The 18,254-nt window shown below is 68.5% G+C and carries 18 protein-coding genes; 1 reads left to right on the top strand and 17 read right to left on the bottom strand.

What is annotated here, in order from left to right:
- The 15 genes from argH to infC form a co-directional block, all read right to left on the bottom strand.
- On the bottom strand, positions 1 to 884 hold an 884-nt coding region (gene argH, locus B4L26_RS14325; RefSeq protein WP_290719771.1), incomplete at its 3' end, for an argininosuccinate lyase.
- A gap of 19 nt (positions 885 to 903) precedes the next feature.
- Positions 904 to 2,130, bottom strand: a complete 1,227-nt coding sequence (locus B4L26_RS14320; protein ID WP_290719768.1) for an argininosuccinate synthase — start codon at positions 2,128 to 2,130, stop codon at positions 904 to 906.
- A 78-nt stretch (positions 2,131 to 2,208) separates the two neighbouring features.
- Entirely contained in the window at positions 2,209 to 2,733 is a 525-nt protein-coding gene (locus B4L26_RS14315) for an arginine repressor (RefSeq protein ID WP_409563454.1), read from the bottom strand.
- The gene (gene argF / locus B4L26_RS14310) at positions 2,703 to 3,635 is read right to left on the bottom strand and encodes an ornithine carbamoyltransferase (protein ID WP_290719764.1); all 933 of its coding nucleotides are present in this window, start codon (positions 3,633 to 3,635) and stop codon (positions 2,703 to 2,705) included. Before argF ends, B4L26_RS14315 begins: the two co-directional genes overlap by 31 nt.
- Entirely contained in the window at positions 3,632 to 4,837 is a 1,206-nt protein-coding gene (locus B4L26_RS14305) for an acetylornithine transaminase (RefSeq protein WP_290719763.1), read from the bottom strand. Before B4L26_RS14305 ends, argF begins: the two co-directional genes overlap by 4 nt.
- Entirely contained in the window at positions 4,837 to 5,739 is a 903-nt protein-coding gene (argB, locus tag B4L26_RS14300; RefSeq protein WP_290719760.1) for an acetylglutamate kinase, read from the bottom strand. The genes B4L26_RS14305 and argB overlap by 1 nt, the downstream gene beginning before the upstream one ends.
- Positions 5,736 to 6,920, bottom strand: coding sequence for a bifunctional glutamate N-acetyltransferase/amino-acid acetyltransferase ArgJ (gene argJ, locus B4L26_RS14295; RefSeq protein WP_290719782.1), 1,185 nt, complete (start codon positions 6,918 to 6,920; stop codon positions 5,736 to 5,738). Before argJ ends, argB begins: the two co-directional genes overlap by 4 nt.
- A 41-nt stretch (positions 6,921 to 6,961) precedes the next feature.
- Complete coding sequence (gene argC / locus B4L26_RS14290; protein ID WP_290719758.1) at positions 6,962 to 7,999, bottom strand: N-acetyl-gamma-glutamyl-phosphate reductase; 1,038 nt, start codon at positions 7,997 to 7,999, stop codon at positions 6,962 to 6,964.
- Between the two features lie 55 nt (positions 8,000 to 8,054).
- The gene (locus B4L26_RS14285) at positions 8,055 to 8,414 is read right to left on the bottom strand and encodes a hypothetical protein (protein ID WP_290719756.1); all 360 of its coding nucleotides are present in this window, start codon (positions 8,412 to 8,414) and stop codon (positions 8,055 to 8,057) included.
- Positions 8,415 to 8,454: 40 nt separating this feature from the next.
- Entirely contained in the window at positions 8,455 to 10,944 is a 2,490-nt protein-coding gene (gene pheT, locus B4L26_RS14280) for a phenylalanine--tRNA ligase subunit beta (protein ID WP_290719755.1), read from the bottom strand.
- 49 nt (positions 10,945 to 10,993) lie between these two features.
- Positions 10,994 to 12,058 (bottom strand): phenylalanine--tRNA ligase subunit alpha, encoded by a 1,065-nt coding sequence (gene pheS, locus B4L26_RS14275; RefSeq protein ID WP_290719753.1) that lies wholly within the window; start codon positions 12,056 to 12,058, stop codon positions 10,994 to 10,996.
- Between the two features lie 131 nt (positions 12,059 to 12,189).
- Positions 12,190 to 12,981, bottom strand: coding sequence for a TrmH family RNA methyltransferase (locus B4L26_RS14270; RefSeq protein ID WP_290719751.1), 792 nt, complete (start codon positions 12,979 to 12,981; stop codon positions 12,190 to 12,192).
- Between the two features lie 32 nt (positions 12,982 to 13,013).
- The gene (rplT, locus tag B4L26_RS14265) at positions 13,014 to 13,394 is read right to left on the bottom strand and encodes a 50S ribosomal protein L20 (protein ID WP_290719748.1); all 381 of its coding nucleotides are present in this window, start codon (positions 13,392 to 13,394) and stop codon (positions 13,014 to 13,016) included.
- Positions 13,395 to 13,443: 49 nt separating this feature from the next.
- Positions 13,444 to 13,644 carry a 50S ribosomal protein L35 gene (rpmI, locus tag B4L26_RS14260; RefSeq protein ID WP_290719745.1) on the bottom strand — a complete coding sequence of 67 codons (201 nt, stop codon included), beginning with the start codon at positions 13,642 to 13,644 and terminating at the stop codon, positions 13,444 to 13,446.
- A 90-nt stretch (positions 13,645 to 13,734) separates the two neighbouring features.
- Entirely contained in the window at positions 13,735 to 14,322 is a 588-nt protein-coding gene (gene infC, locus B4L26_RS14255) for a translation initiation factor IF-3 (protein WP_290719780.1), read from the bottom strand.
- A 297-nt stretch (positions 14,323 to 14,619) separates the two neighbouring features.
- Here infC and B4L26_RS14250 point away from each other — a divergent pair, with 297 nt between their 5' ends.
- Positions 14,620 to 14,973 (top strand): DUF1844 domain-containing protein, encoded by a 354-nt coding sequence (locus B4L26_RS14250; protein WP_290719742.1) that lies wholly within the window; start codon positions 14,620 to 14,622, stop codon positions 14,971 to 14,973.
- A 14-nt stretch (positions 14,974 to 14,987) separates the two neighbouring features.
- Here B4L26_RS14250 and B4L26_RS14245 read toward each other — a convergent pair whose 3' ends face one another.
- Positions 14,988 to 15,314: a hypothetical protein gene (locus B4L26_RS14245; RefSeq protein WP_290719739.1), complete on the bottom strand. Its 327-nt coding sequence runs from the start codon at positions 15,312 to 15,314 to the stop codon at positions 14,988 to 14,990.
- Positions 15,315 to 15,454: 140 nt separating this feature from the next.
- A partial coding sequence (locus B4L26_RS14240) for a hypothetical protein (RefSeq protein WP_290719736.1) occupies positions 15,455 to 18,254 on the bottom strand: 2,800 nt, incomplete at its 5' end.

Below are 18,254 nucleotides of genomic sequence, written 5' to 3'. Positions count from 1 at the left end.
TTCTTCTGCGGCATGATCGAGCTGCCCGTCGACCAGGCATCGGCCAGGGTGACGTAACCGAACTCGGGAGTGCTCCAGGCGATGACCTCCTCGGCCAGCCGGGACAGGTCGACGGCGATCATGGCGAACACCCATGCCGCCTCGGCGGCGAAATCCCGCGAGGAGGTGGCGTCGATCGAATTGGCCATCGGGCCGTCGAATCCGAGATCAGCGGCAATCGCCGCCGGATCGAGTCCGAGCGACGAGCCGGCGAGTGCGCCGGAGCCGTAGGGCGAGACGGCCGTGCGCCGATCGGCGTCGGCGAGCCGGTCCAAGTCACGCAGCAACGGGTGCACATGGGCGAGCAGTTGGTGGCTCAACAGCACCGGCTGGGCGGCCTGCAGGTGCGTCTTGCCCGGCATGACGACGTCGGAATTGGCGGCGGCCTGGTCGACGAGGGCCTGCGCGACGTCGGCAACACCGGCAGCCACACGCCGGAACGCCCCGCGCAGCCACATGCGGAAAAGCGTGGCGACCTGATCGTTGCGCGAGCGCCCGGCCCGCAGCCGCCCGCCCAACTCTGGGCCGACACGGTCGATCAGCCCGCGTTCGAGCGCGCCGTGCACGTCCTCGTCGGACTCCGCCGGCGCGAACGAACCGTCGGCGACGTCGGCGTCGAGCCGATCGAGGCCCTCGAGCATCGCAGCGAGGTCGGCGTCGGTCAACAACCCCGCGCGGTTGAGCACGCGCGCGTGCGCCCGCGACGCCTCGATGTCGTAGGGCGCCAGGACCCAGTCGAAGTGGGTGGACCGGCTCAGCGCGGCCATCGCCTCGGCGGGGCCGTCGGCGAACCGACCGCCCCACAGGGCACCGGAGTTGGTGGCCTCGTCCTTACCCGTGGTCACTTCGAATCCCCGCCACCGGTCACTGCGCGGCGTCGCGCTGCTGGCCGATGTTGCCCAGGTCGCGCCGCGCGGCGATCTTCGACGAGAGCCCGTGCAACTGCACGAAGCCCTTCGCGTTGGACTGATCGAAGGTGTCGCCCTCGTCGTAGGTGGCCAGGTTGAAGTCGTAGAGCGACTCCGAGGACCGGCGGCCGTTGACGATGATCGCCCCACCGTTCAGCACCAACCGGATGTCGCCGGACACGTGCTCGTTCGTGTGGTCGATGAAGGTGTCCAGCGCGGTCTTGAGCGGGGAGAACCAGAGGCCGTCGTAGACCAGCTCGGCCCACTTCTGGTCGATGTGGCGCTTGTAGCGACCCAACTCGCGCTCCAGCGTCACGTGCTCGAGCTCTTCGTGGGCGGTGATCAGGACCATCGCGCCGGGCGCCTCGTAGATCTCGCGGCTCTTGATCCCGACGAGCCGGTCCTCCACGACGTCCAGCCGGCCCACGCCCTGCGCACCGGCGCGGCGGTTGAGCTCCTCGATGGCCCCGAGCACCGTCACCGGCTTGCCGTCGATGGCGACCGGACGCCCCTTGTCAAAGCTGATGATCAGCTCGTCGGGAGCGTTGAAGTTGATCGTCGGGTCCTCTGTGTAGTCGTAGACGTCCTTGGTCGGGGCGTTCCACAGATCCTCGAGGAAGCCGGTCTCGACGGCACGGCCCCACACGTTCTGATCGATCGAGAACGGGGAGCGCTTGGTGACGTTGATCGGGATTGCGTTTTCCTCGGCAAAGGCGATCGCCTTTTCCCGGGTCCACGCGTAGTCGCGGACCGGGGCGAGGACCTCCAGCTCCGGTGCAAGGGTGTTGAAGCCGACCTCGAAGCGGACCTGGTCGTTGCCCTTACCGGTGCAGCCGTGGGCGACGACGGTGCCGCCGTGGTTGCGTGCCGCGGTCACCAGATGCTTGACGATGAGCGGACGGCTGATCGCCGAGACCAGCGGGTAGCGGTCCATGTAGAGCCCGTTGGCGGTGATGGTCGGGAGGCAGTACTCATCGGCGAACTCGTCGCGCGCGTCGACGACGACGGCTTCGACGGCGCCGCAGTCGATCGCGCGCTGGCGCACGACCTCCATGTCCTCGCCGCCCTGGCCGAGGTCGATGGCGACGGCGACGACCTCTTTGCCGGTCTCCTTACCGATCCAACTGATAGCGACGGAGGTGTCGAGACCCCCGGAATATGCCAGGATGACGCGTTCGGCCATGGCTGTGTGTGCTCCTCGATGTGTCTTGATGTCGGTTCTATTCTTGCTGGGCGCCGCCGCTGCGCGGCACCCGGGTCGTCAGACCAGGTTCTCCAAGTGTTTCGCCAGGTCGGCGCCGGTCATCGGCTCCCTGGCGAGGACGAAGATCGTGTCATCACCCGCGATGGTGCCAGCGACCTCGGGCAGGCTCGCGCGGTCCAAAGCGCTGGCCAGGTAGCCCGCGGCACCGGGAGGGGTGCGCAGGACGGCGGTGTTGCCCGACGCATCGGTGCCGACGAGGAGTTCGCCGAGCATGCGCACCAGGCGGTCGGTGCCGCCGACGACGCCGCGCACCGGCGATCCGTCCTCGGGCACGACGTAGGCCCACGGTCCCCCGTCGGCGCCGCGCAGCTTGACCGCACCCAGTTCCTCGAGGTCGCGCGACAGTGTCGCCTGGGTGACCTCGACGCCCTCGTCGGCGAGGATCGCAGCCAGGTCGGTCTGGGAGCCGACCACACGATTGGAGAGGATCTCGACGATGCGCGCGTGGCGGCCCGCCCGCGTCGTCACCCGGGCGTCGGAGTGCGACGTGCTCACTGCCCGTCCTGATTGGCCAGCAGCCACACGAGTAGCGCCTTCTGCGCGTGCAGCCGGTTCTCCGCTTCGTCGAACACGACGCTGGCCGGGCCGTCCATCACCTCGTCGGTGATCTCCTCCCCACGATGTGCGGGCAGGCAGTGCAGCACGATGGCGCCTTCGGCCGCGTGGGCGAGCAGCTCGTCGTTGATCTGGTAGGGCCTAAACGGTGCGACGCGGTCCTTCCCGTCGTCCTCCTGGCCCATCGAGACCCAGGTGTCGGTGACGAGCACGTCGGCGCCGCGCACCGCTTCGACCGGATCGGAGATCACCGTCGCCGACCCGCCGGTGAGTCGCGCCCGCTCCACGCTGGCGGCCAGCACCGAGGGATCCGGGGTGAAGCCGTCGGGACCGCTGACGCGCACGTGCATGCCCGCGGTAACCCCGCCGAGCATCAACGAGTGCGCCATGTTGTTGGCGCCGTCGCCGAGGTAGGCCATGGTCAGGCCCGCCGCAGTGCCCTTGTGTTCGATGATCGTCTGCAAGTCCGCGAGCACCTGGCACGGGTGGAACCCGTCGGAGAGCGCGTTCACGACCGGCACCGACGAGAAGGCGGCCAGCTCGTCGAGGCGCTCCTGCCCGTAGGTCCGCCACACGATGGCGTCGACGAAGCGCGAGAGGACTCGCGCGGTGTCGGCGAGCGTCTCGTCGCGGCCCATCTGCGTCGACCCGGTGTCGACGACGACGGCATGCCCGCCGAGTTGGGCGACCCCCACATCGAAGGAGAAGCGGGTGCGTGTGGAGTTCTTGTCGAACAGCACGGCGACGCCGCGTGGGCCGGCGAGCGGCTGCTGCGAGAACGGCGCAGCCTTGAGCTCCGCAGCCAAGGCCAGCACTTGGGCCTGCTCATCGGGGGTCAGGTCGTCGTCGCGAAGGAAGTGGCGCGTCATGGTTGTTCTCCTTGCGCGGTGTCGAGGATGGCGGGCAGGGCGTCGATGAAGGACTGTGCCTGTTCGTCGGTGAGGACCAGCGGGGGTGCCAGCCGCAGGATGTTCGTGTCGGGGGCGTTGACGAGGAAACCGGCGTCGCGGGCGGCGGCCTCGGCTGCCTTGGCGACGTCGGCGCGCAGCACCACGCCCAAGAGCAGGCCGGAGCCACGCACGTGGTCGATCAGCGGATGGTCGAGGTCCTCGATACCGGCGGCCAGGGATTTGCCGAGGGTGGCGACGCGCTCGACGAGCCCCTCGTCGTCGATCGTCGTGAGCACTGCCAGCGCGGCGGCCGCACTGTAGGGATTGCCGCCGAAAGTCGTTCCATGCATGCCCGGGCCGAACAGGTCCGCGGCCCGTGGGCCGGTGATCACTGCTCCGATCGGGAAGCCGCCGCCGAGCCCCTTGGCCAGCGTCATCACATCCGGCACGACACCGGCGGCCTGGTGGGCGAAGAACGTGCCGGTCCGGGCGATCCCGGTCTGCACCTCGTCGAAGATGAGCAGCGCACCGCGTTCGGCGGTGATCGCCCGGGCGCGGGCGAGGTAGTCGGCGGGCGGCACGATGACGCCGCTCTCCCCCATGATCGGTTCCAGGATGACCGCGGCGGTGTTCTCGTCGACGGCAGCGTCGAGCGCATCGGCGTCGCCGTAGGGCACGAAGCGCACTCCCTCCGGCATCGGTTCGAACGGTGCCCGCTTGGCCGGTTGACCGGTCATGGCGAGCGAGCCCATCGTCCGGCCGTGGAAGGCCTTCTCGGCCGCGACGATCTCCGGGCGGCCGGTGAGTCGGGCGAGTTTGAACGCCGCCTCGTTGGCCTCGGTACCCGAGTTGCAGAAGAACACCCGCGAGCCGTCGACGCCGAAACGGGCGAGCAGTTTCTCGGCCAGTTCCACCGCGGGCGGAGAGATGTAGAGATTCGACGTGTGGCCCAGCGTTGCCAGCTGCTCGGTCACCGCGGCCGTGATCGCCGGGTGGCCGTGGCCGAGGGCGTTCACGGCGATGCCGCCGAGCAGGTCGAGGTACTCACGGCCGTCGGCATCGGTGACGACCGCGCCCGACCCGCCGGTCAGCGCGACCGCCGGGGTGCCGTAGTTGTTGGTCATCGACGCGGCCCAGCGCGCCTGCCAGTCGGCGGTGCTGTGGGCGGAATTGTCGGTCATCAGAGCTCCTCACCGGGTTCGACGGTGGTGCCGAGCGACTCGTGCTCGCCCGGCGACAGCAGCCGGGCCAGCACGGCGTGCGGCTCACGGCCGTCGATCACATGGGCGGCGGAGACCCCACCGCGGACCGCGCGCAGGCAGGCCTCCATCTTGGGGATCATCCCGGCGTCCAGCGACGGCAATAGTGCCGCGACTTCGTCGGTGCTGATGCGCGTCGCCAGCGACGAGCGGTCCGGCCAGGCGGTGTAGAGGCCCGGCACGTCGGTGAGCATCACCAGCCGGGCCGCGCCGAGTGCCTCGGCCAGTGCACCGGCGGCGGTGTCGGCGTTGATGTTGTGGGCGACGCCGTCGCGGTCAGGGGCGATCGTGGAGACGACGGGGATCCGTCCGGCCGCGATGAGGTCGTCGACGGCCGAGGTGTTCACCGACGTGATGTCGCCGACCAGGCCGATGTCGGTCTCCTCGCCGTCGACGACGACCGTCCGCCGGGTGGCGGTGAACAGGTGCGCGTCCTCCCCGGTGATGCCCACCGCGTAGGGACCGTGGCTGTTGATGAGGCCGACGAGTTCACGCCCGACCTGGCCGAACAGGACCATCCGCACGACGTCCATCACCTCGGGGGTGGTGACACGGAACCCGCCGCGGAACTCGCCTTCCAAGCCGACGCGCTTCAGCATCGCCGAGATCTGCGGACCGCCGCCATGCACGACGACGGGGTGGATACCGCAGGCGCGCAGCAGCACCATGTCGTCGGCGAACGCGGCCTTGAGGGCGTCGTCGACCATGGCGTTGCCGCCGTACTTCACGACGACGGTCCGCCCGTGCAGCTCCTGCAGGGCGGGCAGGGACTCGGCGAGCAGCCGGGCCCGCTCGAATGCCGTGCTATCGGGCGCAGCGCTCATGATGAATAGGCCGAGTTCTCTTCGACGTAGGCGTGCGACAGGTCCGACGTTCGGATCGACGCCCCGCCGGTGCCGATGCCCAAGTCGACGAGCAGGTGGATGTCCTGCCCAGACAGGTCGACCTCACGCGCACCCGCGACTCCCACACCGTCGCGGCAGACCTCGTTGCCGTTGAAGGACACGGCGATCTTGTCGGGGTCGAGCTCGATCGGGGCGATGCCGACTGCCGCCAGGATCCGGCCCCAGTTGGGATCGGAGCCGAACAACGCGGTCTTGACCAGCGAGTCCCGGGCGATCGTGCGCGCGCCTGCGAGGGCCTGATCATCGTCGACGGCCCCGGTGACCTCGACGAGGACGCGCTTGGTGACGCCCTCGGCGTCGGCCAGCAGTTGGGCGGCGAGGTCGTCGCACGCGGCGAAGACAGCGGCGTCAAGGTCTGCCTGGTCGACGCGGAGCTGGCTGGCACCCGAGGACAGCAGTAGGACGGTGTCGTTGGTCGACGTGGCGCCGTCGACGTCGAGCCGGTCGAAGGTCAGCGCGGTGGCCCGTCGCAGCGCCAGATCGAGCTGCTCGGCGTCGACGAGGGCGTCAGTGGTGAGGACGACGAGCATGGTGGCCAACGACGGTGCCAGCATGCCGGCGCCCTTCGCCATGCCGCCGACGTTCCAGCCGTCGCGGTGGTGCACCGCGATCTGCTTGGGGACGGTGTCGGTGGTCATGATCGCCCACGCCGCGTCGGTGCCGCCGGACAGGCCCCCGGCCATGTCGTGGACGATCTCGGTGACGCCGGGCAACAGTTTATCCATCGGTAGGCGGTCACCGATGAGGCCGGTCGAGCAGACGGCCACCTCGATCGCCCCCGTCTCGGTCCCCCAGTTAGACAGCGCTTCCGCCACTGCCTCGGCGGTCGCGTGGGTGTCGGCGAAACCGCCGGGGCCGGTGCACGCATTGGCGCCGCCGGAGTTGAGGACGACCGCGCGCAGGTGGTGCGACTCGAGGACCTTCTGGCTCCACAGGACCGGCGCTGCCTTGACCTTATTGCGGGTGAACACGGCGGCCGCCGCGTACTCGGGACCCTCGTTGAAAACGAGTGCCAGGTCGAGGTTGCCGCTGGCCTTGATGCCGGCCGCGAGGCCCGCCGCACGAAAGCCCAGCGGGGCGGTCACCCCCTGCGTGCGCATCAACCGGTGTTCGGCATTGCCAGTGGTCACGGGCTGGTCGGTCACGGTGCGACTCCCACGGTGGTCAGGCCCTCGGTTTCGGCGAAGCCGAGGGCAAGGTTCATCGATTGGACGGCGGCACCACCGGTGCCTTTGGTCAGGTTGTCCACGGCACCGACCGCGACAAGGGTGCCCGCACGCTCGTCGACGGTGACCGCGATCTGGACGGCGTTGGAACCGATTACCGACGAGGTCGCCGGCAATTGTCCCGCGGGCAACAGGTGGATGAACGGCTCATCGTCGTAGGCCTTCTCATACACGGCCCGTATTTCCGATTCCGACGCTGAGGTCCGCGCCGTACAGGTGGCGAGGATGCCCCGCGACATCGGCGCGAGGACCGGGGTGAACGACACCGCCACGGGCGATTGTGCGGCTTCGGAGAGTGCCTGCGAGATCTCCGGGGTGTGCCGATGGGTGCCGCCGACGCCGTAGGCGCGCGCGGAGCCGATGACCTCCGAGGCGAGTAGGTCGACCTTGAGGGAGCGTCCCGCGCCCGACGTGCCGCTGACGGCGACGATGGTCACGTGCGGGTCCACGAGGCCGCTGGCCAGGGCGGGCAGCAGCGAGAGGATCGACACCGTCGGGTAGCAGCCAGGGACGGCGATCCGGCTGGCGTCGGCGAGCTTCTCCCGGTTGCCGGGCAGCTCGGGCAGGCCGTAGGGCCAGGTACCCGCGTGCTCGCCGCCGTAGTAGATCTCCCAGTCGTGGGAGTCGGTGAGGCGGAAGTCGGCACCGCAGTCGATGATCAGGGTCGTCGGGGGCAGAGCGTCGGCGATTTGCGCCGACGTGCCGTGCGGCAGGCCGAGGAACACGACGTCGTGCCCTGCGAGGATCTCCGGTGTCGTCTCGTCCAGGATGCGGTCGGCAAGCGGCAGCAAATTCGGATGGTGCCCGCCCAGCGTCGTCCCGGCGTTGCCGCCAGCGGTGAGCGCACCGATCACCACCTCCCCTGATTGCACGCGGGGGTGACCGAGAAGCAGGCGCAGGATCTCGCCGCCCGCGTACCCGGAGGCACCGGCGACCGCAACGGAAATCGTCATAGGATCATTATGCACACCAATGCAAACCTATTCAGTCCGACCCCGTTGAGTCAGACTAATCCGATTGACCGGCGCAGGGTGCCGCCGTTTCCAATCGTGCACCCGGGATGACCGTCGCGCGCAAGAGGACCCGCCCCTGACAACGCGTCGTCGCCACGACAACCTGGCCCGCGAGGTTCACGATGGCCATTCGTTCGCTGTTGGGCCACGGTGCCCGCGTAAGTACCAGCCGCCCGTTCTGGTTGGTCACCGACACCCGTACCCCGGCGAACGAACCGACTTCACGGGCGGACGGCCCCGTAACGGCACGCACCTCGAGCGAACCGACCGCTGGCGGTACCGCCGATGCCCCTGCGGGAACCATGGCTGCGGCCGTGGCGAACAGCAACGCGAGTACTGACGATCTCCCGGTCATCGGCGAAGCCTAACGCTTGGTGGGTGGCGTTAACTCCCGATCAGCGCAGGCGCGCGCCGACGGTGCTTCCCGCATGCGCGACCGCCGCCATCTTCGCGGCGCTCGCTTCGTCCTCGGTGAGGGTGCGGTCGGGGGCGCGGAACCGCAGCGCGAATGCCAGCGACTTGTTGCCCTCCCCGACCTGGTCGCCGGTGTAGACGTCGAACAGCTCCAGCGACTCGAGTAGCTCACCGGCACCGTGGCGCAGCGCGGCTGCGACGTCGGTCGCGGGCACCGAAGCCTCGACGACCACTGCGACGTCCTGCAGGACGGCGGGATAGGCCGAGAGGGTCGGCGTGGGGTAGTTGGCGCCCAGCGGCAACGCGTCGATCGAGAGTTCCAGGACGCACGTGCGCTTGGGGAGGTCGGCGCGCGCACACACGGCGGGGTGCAGCTCGCCGGCCCAGCCGATGGTAACCGGCTCGCCCGCCTCGTCGATGGCGACGACCCGGGCACAGCGGCCCGGGTGCCACGGCAGCTTGTCGTCGGCGACAAGCTCGACGTCGATACCCGCGGCGCGGCCGATGGACCGGGCGGCCTCGAAGGCGTCCGTCGCGTCGGCGGGCCGACCGCGACCCCACGGCCCGGCCGGCTCGAACAGCCCCGTCAGCACGGCGGCGACGTGCACCGGCTGGTCGGGGAGGCTGGCGTCCAGGCGCGCCAGCTCTTCGTCGGAGGGCCGTCGGGTGACGTCGAGTGCGGTGATGTCCTCGCCGCTGCCAGTACCACCGAGAACCACCTGGCCGATGGTGAACAGCGACAGGTCGCGCTGGCCGCGGGCCAGGTTGCGCACGACCATCTCCAGCAGGCCGGGCAGCAACGTCGTGTTGAGCTCAGGACGGTCGGACTCCAGCGGGTTGAGGACGCTGACCGTCGTGCGCCGCGGATCGTCGTCGGGAAGCCCCCACACGTCGAAGACGCCTGCAGGCATGAACGGGTACGGCAGGACCTCGACGTAACCGTCGAGGGCCAGCGTCCGCCCGATGCTGCGACGCCGGCGCTGCACCGGGGTGAGTCCCTGCCCGCCGGGTGCGCGGGGCACGACGGCGGGGATGGCCTCCAGACCTTCCAGTCGCAGGACCTCTTCGACGAGGTCGGCCGACTCGCGCAGATCGGGGCGCCATGACGGCGGCCGGACCGTAAGTCCGTCGATGTGCTCGTCGACGGTGCAGCCAACCTCGCGCAGGCGCCGCCCCGACGTCCCCGCCGGGTAGTAGACGCCGGCGGTGTCATCGGGCGCATTGGGCGCGAACTTGATGGCCGGCACCGGGTCGGTCGCGATCCGCACGTCGGTCCACGCGTCGGCCTGGGTGCCGCCGGCGATCTCGACGATGAGCTGAGCCGCACGCGCCGAAGCGATCGCGGTGATCTCCGGGTCGACGGTCCGCTCGAACCGCTTGGCGGCCTCTGAGGACAGCTTGTGGCGCTTGCCGGTCCGGAAGACTCGCACCGGATCGAACGTCGCCGACTCGAGCAGAACGCGCGTCGTCTCCGCGCTGACCTCGGTCGTCGCACCGCCCATGACACCGGCCATGGCGATGGCACCGGACTCGTCGGCAATGACGACGTCCTCCGCGTCGAGGGTGCGCTCGACACCGTCGAGGGTCAGCAGCTTCTCCCCCGCCTCGGCATTGCGCACCGCGACGGTGCCCCTAACCCGGTCGGCATCGAAGGCGTGCAGCGGTTGGCCGAGCTCGATCATGACGTAGTTGGTGACGTCGACGACGGCCGAGATCGGCCGGATGCCCGCCACCAGCAGGCGCTTGCGCAACCACCACGGCGAGACTGCCGTCGGGTCGACGCCCTCGATGACCCGCGCGGTGTAGCGCGTCGCACCTGTCGCGGCGGCGATCGAGACCGGCCAGCCGTCACCCGGGGTGCCCGGGTCGACATCGGCACCTGGCTCGATGAATTGTGCGTCCAGGGCGCCGGCCAGTTCGCGACCCAGGCCGCGCATGGAGAACGCATAGCCGCGGTCGGGGGTGACGTTCACGTCGATCGCGGTGTCGGGCAGGCCGAGCAGCTCGTTGGCATCGTCACCGGGCTCGGCGGACCCTTCGGGAAGGACGAGGATGCCGGTGTGGTCGTCACCGACGCCGAGTTCGGCGACCGAGCAGATCATGCCGTCCGACGTCTTGCCGTAGGTCTTGCGCGACGCGATTTGGAATCCACCGGGCAGGGTGGTCCCGGGCAGCGCGACGACGACGAGGTCGCCCTCGGTGAAGTTGCGGGCGCCGCAGACGATTTCCTGCGGTGCGTCCTTGCCGACGGCGACGAGGCAGAAGCGGATCGGCTTCTTGAAGTCGGTCAGCTCCTCAATGCTCTCGACCCGGCCAACGACAAAGGGGCCCTCGACATCGCCGAAGGGCTCGACGTCCTCGATCTCGAACCCGACGCGGACGAACGCCGCGTCGATCTGCTCTGCGGTCGGGGCGGCCTCGCCGTCGGCGAGATCGAGAACGTCGGTCAACCAGGACTGTGGGAGACGCACGGTAGTTGCTGCTTTCGAATCGGGGTCGGTGGCCGGGTGCGGCAGTGTGTCAGGCGGCGGGTCCGAAGGGCACGGTGAAGCGGATGTCGCCCTCCACCATGTCGCGCATATCGGGCAGGTCGTTGCGGAACTGCAGGGTGCGTTCCAGGCCCATGCCGAAGGCGAAGCCGCTGTAGACGTCGGGATCGATGCCGCTGGCGCGCAACACATTGGGGTTGACCATGCCGCAGCCACCCCACTCCACCCATCCGGCGCCGCCCTTCTTGGCGGGGAACCAAACGTCGACCTCGGCCGACGGCTCGGTGAACGGGAAGTACGACGGCCGCATCCGCGTCGTCGTGTCGGGGCCGAACAGGGCATGCGCCAGCGTTTCGAGCGCACCGCGCAGGTTTGCCATGGTGAGGCTCCTGTCGATGGCCAAGCCCTCGATCTGGTGGAAGACCGGCGTGTGCGTGGCGTCGAGTTCGTCGGTGCGGAAGGTACGCCCCGGGCAGGCGACGTAGATCGGCAGCTCACGGTTCAGCATGGTGCGGACCTGCACCGGCGAGGTGTGGGTGCGCAGCACCTGCCGCGAGCCCTCCGGCGCGACGTAAAAGGTGTCCTGCATGGAGCGTGCCGGGTGATCGGGCAGGAAGTTGAGGGCGTCGAAGTTGTAGTGCTCGGTCTCGACCTCGGGGCCCTCGGCGATCTCCCAGCCCATGCCGACGAACACGTCGGCGATCTGCTCGCCGATCACGGTGATCGGGTGGCGGGCACCGACTCGGCGGCGACCACTGGGCAGCGTCACGTCGATGGTCTCGGCCTCCAGGACCAGGGCGTCGCGCTGCGCCTCGAGCTCGGCGATGCGGGTTTCCAACGCCTCGGACACGCGGGTCCGCGCGGCGTTGACGGCCTTGCCGGCGGCGGCGCGCTGCTCGCCGGGCAGACCGCCCAGCGAACGTCGGGCCAGGGAGATGGCAGCCTTCTCGCCGAGATGCTCGACCTTGGCCGACGCCAGGGACTCCAGGTCGGAAACAGCGGCGAACGCTTTCACAGCGGCTTCCGCCGCGGCGTCGAGCGCCTCGGATTCCAGCGCTGACGTGTCGATCTCGGTGTTGTCGTTCTGCTTGGCCACGAGGGACAAGACTAGTCGATCCGCCCTGGTCGATCCCATGCGGTTTCCCGGTGCTACGACTAACCCCGCACGGTTTCGTCAAACCAGCGTCAGTCGTTGCTGGATTGACGAAACGGGGTGGGGTCGACGCCTCAGCCCTGTGCACGCGCGCTCTCGTACAGACAAATCGCGGCGGCGGTGGCGAGGTTCAGGCTCTCCGCGCGCCCCTTGATGGGGATTGACACCCGATGGTCCGCGGCGGCCGCCAGGTCGTCGGTCAGGCCGTGGGCCTCGTTACCGAACAACCACGCCGTCGGCCGGGCGAGTATCTCACCGGCGGTGATCAGCGGCGTCTCACCGTCGGCGGTCGTGGCCAGGATGGTGAGCCCCGCTGAACGCAGAGCTGCCAGACCCTCGTCGACCGAACGCTCCCGCACGATCGGCAGGTGGAAGACGCTGCCGGCACTCGCACGAACACATTTGCCGTTGTGTGGGTCGACGGCGTCACCGAGGACCACGACGCCGTCGGCACCCATCGCGTCGGCGCAGCGGATTATCGTGCCGAGGTTCCCCGGCTCACGCGGTTCGACGGCGACGGCCAGCAGCTGCGGCGCGCTTGTCAGCACCTCGTCGAGAGCGACGTCGAGTAAGCCGCACACGGCGAAGATGCCCGGCGGCGTCGTCGCGTCAGCAAGTTTGGCCACAGCGCGTGCGGTCACTTCGAGGACGCCGACTCCCCGATCGGCGGCGACGGCGAGAACGTCGCGATGCCGATCGACGTCGTCCTCCCCGACCAACACCACCTGAGCTTGGCCGGCGTCCAGCGCAGCCTCCACCGCATTGGGCCCCTCGACGAGGAACTGCCCCTGGTCACGTCGAGCCGAGGCGCGGTGAAGCTTGGCAAACGAAACAACCCGCGATGAGCGTTCGGTGAGAACTTCCATCGCGGGTTGCGTCGGCGTTTATGCGGCCGCGGTCAGGCGGCAGGCGCGTTGACGTCGTCCGGGAGCGCCTTGCGGGCCACCTCGACGAGGCCGGTGAAGGCCTGCGGGTCGCTCACGGCGATCTCGGCGAGCACCTTGCGGTCCACCTCGACACCAGCGGCCTTGAGGCCCTGGATGAAGCGGTTGTAGGTGATGTCGTTGAGACGCGCCGCAGCGTTGATGCGCGAGATCCACAGCTTGCGGAACTCGCCCTTGCGCGCACGACGATCGCGGTAGGCGTAGGTCATCGAGTGGAGCTGCTGCTCCTTGGCCTTGCGGTACAGGCGCGAGCGCTGCCCGCGGTAGCCCTTCGACGCCTCCAGGGTCGTCCGACGCTTCTTCTGGGCGTTTACCGCCCTCTTCACGCGTGCCATGTCTGGTCCTCTTCTACTTCAGTCTGGTTGATCGTTGAGCGGGCTGCGATTAGCCGTTGCCGTTGAGCAGGCGCTTGATGCGCGGGGCATCGTTTTCGGAGACGACGGTGGTTCCGTCGAGGCGGCGCTTGCGGTGCGACGACTTGTGCTCCAGGAGGTGGCGCTTGTTGGCCTTCTGGCGCATGATCTTGCCGCTGCCGGTCACCTTGAATCGCTTCGCGGTGCCCTTGTGGGTCTTTGCCTTTGGCATGGGTACTTCCTGTTCATCCAACCGGGCCTGGGCCCGGAATCGTCGGCCCCGTCGGTGTGACGGAACCGGGAAATGGTCTGTGTTCGGCGGCTATTCCGACTCGGCGGGCTTGGGCTCCGCCTTCGCGCCGCGGCCCGAGTCCTGTGCAGCCTTGGCGCGGGTCTTGGCTCCCTTGTGCGGGGCCAGGACCATCGTCATGTTGCGTCCGTCCTGCTTCGCCGAGGTCTCGACGAAGCCGTACTCGGCGACATCGGTGCCGAGTCGCTGCAACAGCCGGTAACCGAGTTCGGGACGCGACTGCTCGCGTCCGCGGAACATGATCGTGACCTTGACCTTCGATCCGGCTTCCAGGAAGCGGATGACGTGACCCTTCTTGGTCTCGTAGTCGTGGTCGTCGATCTTCGGGCGGAGCTTCTGCTCCTTGATGACGGTCATCTGCTGGTTACGACGCGACTCACGCTGTTTCTGCGCGGCCTCGTACTTGAATTTGCCGTAGTCCATGATCTTGCAGACCGGCGGCCGGGCATCCGGCGCCACCTCCACTAGATCGAGATCGGCTTCCTCGGCCAGACGGAGCGCATTCTCAACACGCACGATGCCCACCTGCTCACCGTTCGGGCCGACAAGTCGGACCTCGGGGACGCGGATGCGCTCGTTGATGCGAGTCTCAGTGCTGATGGGGCCTCCTCAGTAGGTTGTTCTCCGGGTCGACCGCCGTGTGGAACGCGGGGACGGAAAGCAGGAAGCGCTGCCCCAACAAGAAAGCCCCGCCGGGTATTGGCTGCGAAACCAATGCCCGAGGGGCTCCGATGCCGACCAACAAGCGCACAGCACGACGAGAAGATTCCCGTCGAGGGCGCGTGTCGGACCGTGAAACTGCTGCGCATTGCTGCTGTCGCGTCGCACGGTGGGAGCGGAACTCCACTTGCCTGCCCCGGTAACCCGGAGCGGTCGCACTGTGACAGTCTAACAGTCATGTCCGAGAACACCTATTCGACGCCGGGCCCCTCCGACGACGCGGACGCGCAGGTCCGCGAGCTGGGCGACATCCCCGCGATCGAGGTCATCACCCGAGCCGTCGTCATGCTGATGAGCTCGGCCGCCGAGAAGCTCGGCTTGGCCGAGGGGGCCACCGACGACGACGTGGATCTCGACGAGGCGCGCAAACTGATCACCGCTCTGGCCGGCCTCTTCGACGCCGCTCGTGGCGACCTCGGTCTGCACGCCACCCCCATCCGCGACGGCGTGAAGGGCCTGCAAGCCGCATTCCGTGAAGCGAGCGCCATTCCCGACGCCCCGGGTGAGGGGCCGGGCGAGAAACTGGTCTGACCCGGCCCCGCCCGTCACTCCTCCCGGTGCAACCGGTCCAGGAGGACGGCCAACCCGGCGGCCTCGCCGAGGTCACCACCGCGCGGCCGGATGGTTCCGTTCTCGCAGATCTGCGCCCGCATCCCCCGCGGGTTCGGGCGTCGCTCCCGTTGGCGCGGCTTGGCCGGCTCCGGCAGCGCCGCCTCGAGGTCCGTGCGGGGAACCCCTGCCCAGTGGGCCGCCATGTGGACCCAGTGGCGGCAGAGTCCGCACCCGCACCGCTTGTCGCCGCGCGCCTTGTGGCCCGCCGTGCGGGCCGCCACGATCGCCACCGCGAACCGCATTTTGCCGTTGCTCACCATTTTCTGTTTCCTCCATCTCCCTGTGGGTACACGTCTCCTGTGAGACGTCCTTAGGGCGGGGAATTGTCAGGTCAGGTGGTGTGCAAGGCGGGTTTCCTTTCGGTGGGTGCAAACGGTTGTCGGCTGCGCCGGGCGAAACGTTACGGGCCCTCCAAGGCCGCGGCCTCGGCGCGCACCCGCTCCGCACCGTCAACATCACCGAGACCGTCGAGGATCTCGGCGAGGATGCTCATCGCCGACGCCAGATCCGACTTCGCGACCGCGACATCGGGATGCGCCGCGTACGAGTCCCCGGCGAGTAAGACCGCCTCCTCGATCATCGCCCGCGCAGCTGCCGAGTCACCGCGCTCTCGTTGGACGATGGCAATATTCGTCAGCGCGCTGACGACCGCCTCCACCGCGCCGACCGACCCCGGTTGTGCTTGGGCCAGTTCCCGGAACAGTTCCAGCGCCTCCTCGAACGCGGCCAGCGCGCCCTCGAGATCACCCCGCGACCGTCGCACGCTACCGATCCAGCCCAACGCAACACCCAGATCGTGTCGAGCCCTGACCGACCCCGGCTGCACACTCACCAGCGCGCGATCCAGTACCAACATCTCTTCAAACGCGGCCTGTGCGCCATCGAGATCACCGCTCGCTTGCCGTACGCCACCAATCCGATTCAGCGCGACGACGAGATCGCTTTGCGCCTGCACCGAGGCCGGCTGCGCCAACGCCAACCCACGCGCCAGCTCGAGCGACTCTTGATAGGCCGAGAGCGCACCGTCGGCATCACCACGCACTCGCCGCACTGCCCCGACCCGGTTCAATGCCACACTCAGCTCACGTCGGGCCTGTGCCAGGTCAGGCTCCGCGCGCACCAACCCGCGACGCAGTTCGAGCGTCTCCTCGAATGCGGCTTGCGCACCCTCAAGATCACCCCGAGCCTCTCGGACGTCACCGATCCCATTGAGCGCGACGCCCAGGTCGCTCTTGGCCTGCTCCGATCCCGGCTGCTCCGTCATCAATCTCCGGGCAAACTTCAGCGCCCGATCGAACGCCCCACCGGCACCGTCGAGATCACCGACGACGAGATTGTCGGCGCCCAGGTTGTTGCACGCCGCGGCAGCCTGGCGATCTCGTGTCCCGGTCTCACCGGCAAGTGCCAGGTCGAGCACGGCAAGACTCAGATCCACGCGGGCCGCTGGCCGCAAGTACCGCCGATCGACTGCACGGGGCGCCTCGAGAAAGAACGCCATCCCCTCATCACTCAGCATTGAACGGTCCAGGCGATCGATGAGTGCGATTCCCGGCCCGGGATATGCGTCCAGGGCGCGCATGAGGACGAGATCCCCACCGTGTGGACGGTGATTGGCAGCACGGGCAAGGACTCCGACGAGACTCCCGGAAGCTGGTTCCCCGGTTTCCGTGCTGGCCGAAACCGTGTGCCAGATGACATCCAGGGCATTGGTGTCATCCCATACGGTGTCACCGGCGAGGACATCGACGATGCGGGTGTGCACGTCGGTCCCGACCCTGCTTGCGGCGTGCTGCTGCACGATCGTGTGGGCGAAGGTCAGCCGACCCGCGGCGTCGGTGCTGCGCAGTTGGTCGCCCAACACACGCTGCAGAACAGCGACCTTGAGGCTGGAATCCGGGTCATCCGGCAACAAGACCGCCAGATCGACGGGAGCCAATCCTGACCGCGCCGTAGCCAAGGCTCCCAGCAGCAACTCGGCTGGCCCCTCGCCTATCCGATCCGCGACACGATCCAGGAACACACCCGCGAGATCGGCCGCGTCGGACGGCAGTCTCCGAGCCCCCTGAAGCAGCAACCCTTCAATCGCAGAGGCCTGATCGGGCGCTGCGGCGATCGACGTGAAGTCCCCCGCGTCCAAGTCGGCCAACAAATCCACCGCTAACCGCACCCACAACGGTGACCTGGGGGCGGTTCCAATGATTGCCAACACCGATGCCGGCAGCGCCCGACCGGTCTGACCCGCCCACGACCGCGCAGCCTCCACCGCCGTCGCCGGTGACAGTTCGCCGACGTCGATACGGTCGCCGCCGACACCTTCCAAGACCGCCGCCTGATCGGGGCTCGTCGTCGAACACAACAACCCGATCGACGGCGGCACCACCCGCGCCGGCCACACATCGGACCGGGCGCGATCATCGGCCAACGCATCCAACGCATCGACCACCACGACCAACCGACCCCCGATGACCGTCTGCGCCTCGGTCAACACATCTCGCCACCACTGGATGAACGCATCCTCATCCGCATCGGTTGGTGCGCTCAGTTCGTGGCCGATCAACGGCTGCAACTGCTCGACCAGCCGCAACACCACATCTCTACCCGACACCCCCGTCCCCGACGCCCCCAACAGCACGGACACCACCGTCACACTCTCGGTGCCATGAAGACTCTCCTCGACCGCGCACAGGATCGTCGACTTCCCCGTCCCCGACTCGCCGACCAGCACCACCCGATCACCAGCAATCAGTCGAGCGGTGAGATCGCCGACCAGAGCCTCACGGCCAACCGCCACGGTGTGGTCGTCCCGGAACAAGCGTTCCACGCCTTCGCGGCCAGCTCCGGAAGCGACGATCACCTCCTCCGCACGACGACGCACTGGAGCCGTCAGCGCGGTGACCATCAAATCCTCGAACGAAACCCGCTCGTTCTCGGCGACTACCGATTCGAGGTCAACGGTTTGTGCTCCTTCGGCGACGGCGGCCGTGTAGCGCCGCGCCGTCACGCGCTTGACTGCAGCCCTCACCACCACTTCGTTGCGAAACGCCATCACCCGATCTGAGTCTGGATCCGCCCATCCGTCCGGCACCAGACCGACCAGATCCCGGAACACCACCAAGTGCTCACCGTCAGGTGCCGAATCCCACAACATCCCGAACCCGAACTCCAGTTCGGTCACCGACTGTCGGCTCCGGTCGAAAAGT

It is taken from the genome of Gordonia sp. UBA7599 (assembly GCA_002477755.1).
Lineage (GTDB): Bacteria > Actinomycetota > Actinomycetes > Mycobacteriales > Mycobacteriaceae > Gordonia.
The sequence above is the reverse complement of the archived record's forward strand: the minus strand, read 5'-3'. Positions and strand labels throughout refer to the sequence as shown.

Coding starts and splice junctions, on each gene's coding strand:
- B4L26_RS14320 (WP_290719768.1), bottom strand. CDS start 2,130: ATGGCCGAACGCGTCATCCTGGCATATTCCGGGGGTCTCGACACCTCC.
- argF (WP_290719764.1), bottom strand. CDS start 3,635: ATGACGCGCCACTTCCTTCGCGACGACGACCTGACCCCCGATGAGCAG.
- B4L26_RS14305 (WP_290719763.1), bottom strand. CDS start 4,837: ATGACCGACAATTCCGCCCACAGCACCGCCGACTGGCAGGCGCGCTGG.
- argB (WP_290719760.1), bottom strand. CDS start 5,739: ATGAGCGCTGCGCCCGATAGCACGGCATTCGAGCGGGCCCGGCTGCTC.
- argJ (WP_290719782.1), bottom strand. CDS start 6,920: ATGCGCACGCAGGGGGTGACCGCCCCGCTGGGCTTTCGTGCGGCGGGC.
- argC (WP_290719758.1), bottom strand. CDS start 7,999: ATGACGATTTCCGTTGCGGTCGCCGGTGCCTCCGGGTACGCGGGCGGC.
- B4L26_RS14285 (WP_290719756.1), bottom strand. CDS start 8,414: ATGACCGGGAGATCGTCAGTACTCGCGTTGCTGTTCGCCACGGCCGCA.
- B4L26_RS14270 (WP_290719751.1), bottom strand. CDS start 12,981: ATGGAAGTTCTCACCGAACGCTCATCGCGGGTTGTTTCGTTTGCCAAG.
- rplT (WP_290719748.1), bottom strand. CDS start 13,394: ATGGCACGCGTGAAGAGGGCGGTAAACGCCCAGAAGAAGCGTCGGACG.
- rpmI (WP_290719745.1), bottom strand. CDS start 13,644: ATGCCAAAGGCAAAGACCCACAAGGGCACCGCGAAGCGATTCAAGGTG.
- B4L26_RS14250 (WP_290719742.1), top strand. CDS start 14,620: ATGTCCGAGAACACCTATTCGACGCCGGGCCCCTCCGACGACGCGGAC.
- B4L26_RS14245 (WP_290719739.1), bottom strand. CDS start 15,314: ATGGTGAGCAACGGCAAAATGCGGTTCGCGGTGGCGATCGTGGCGGCC.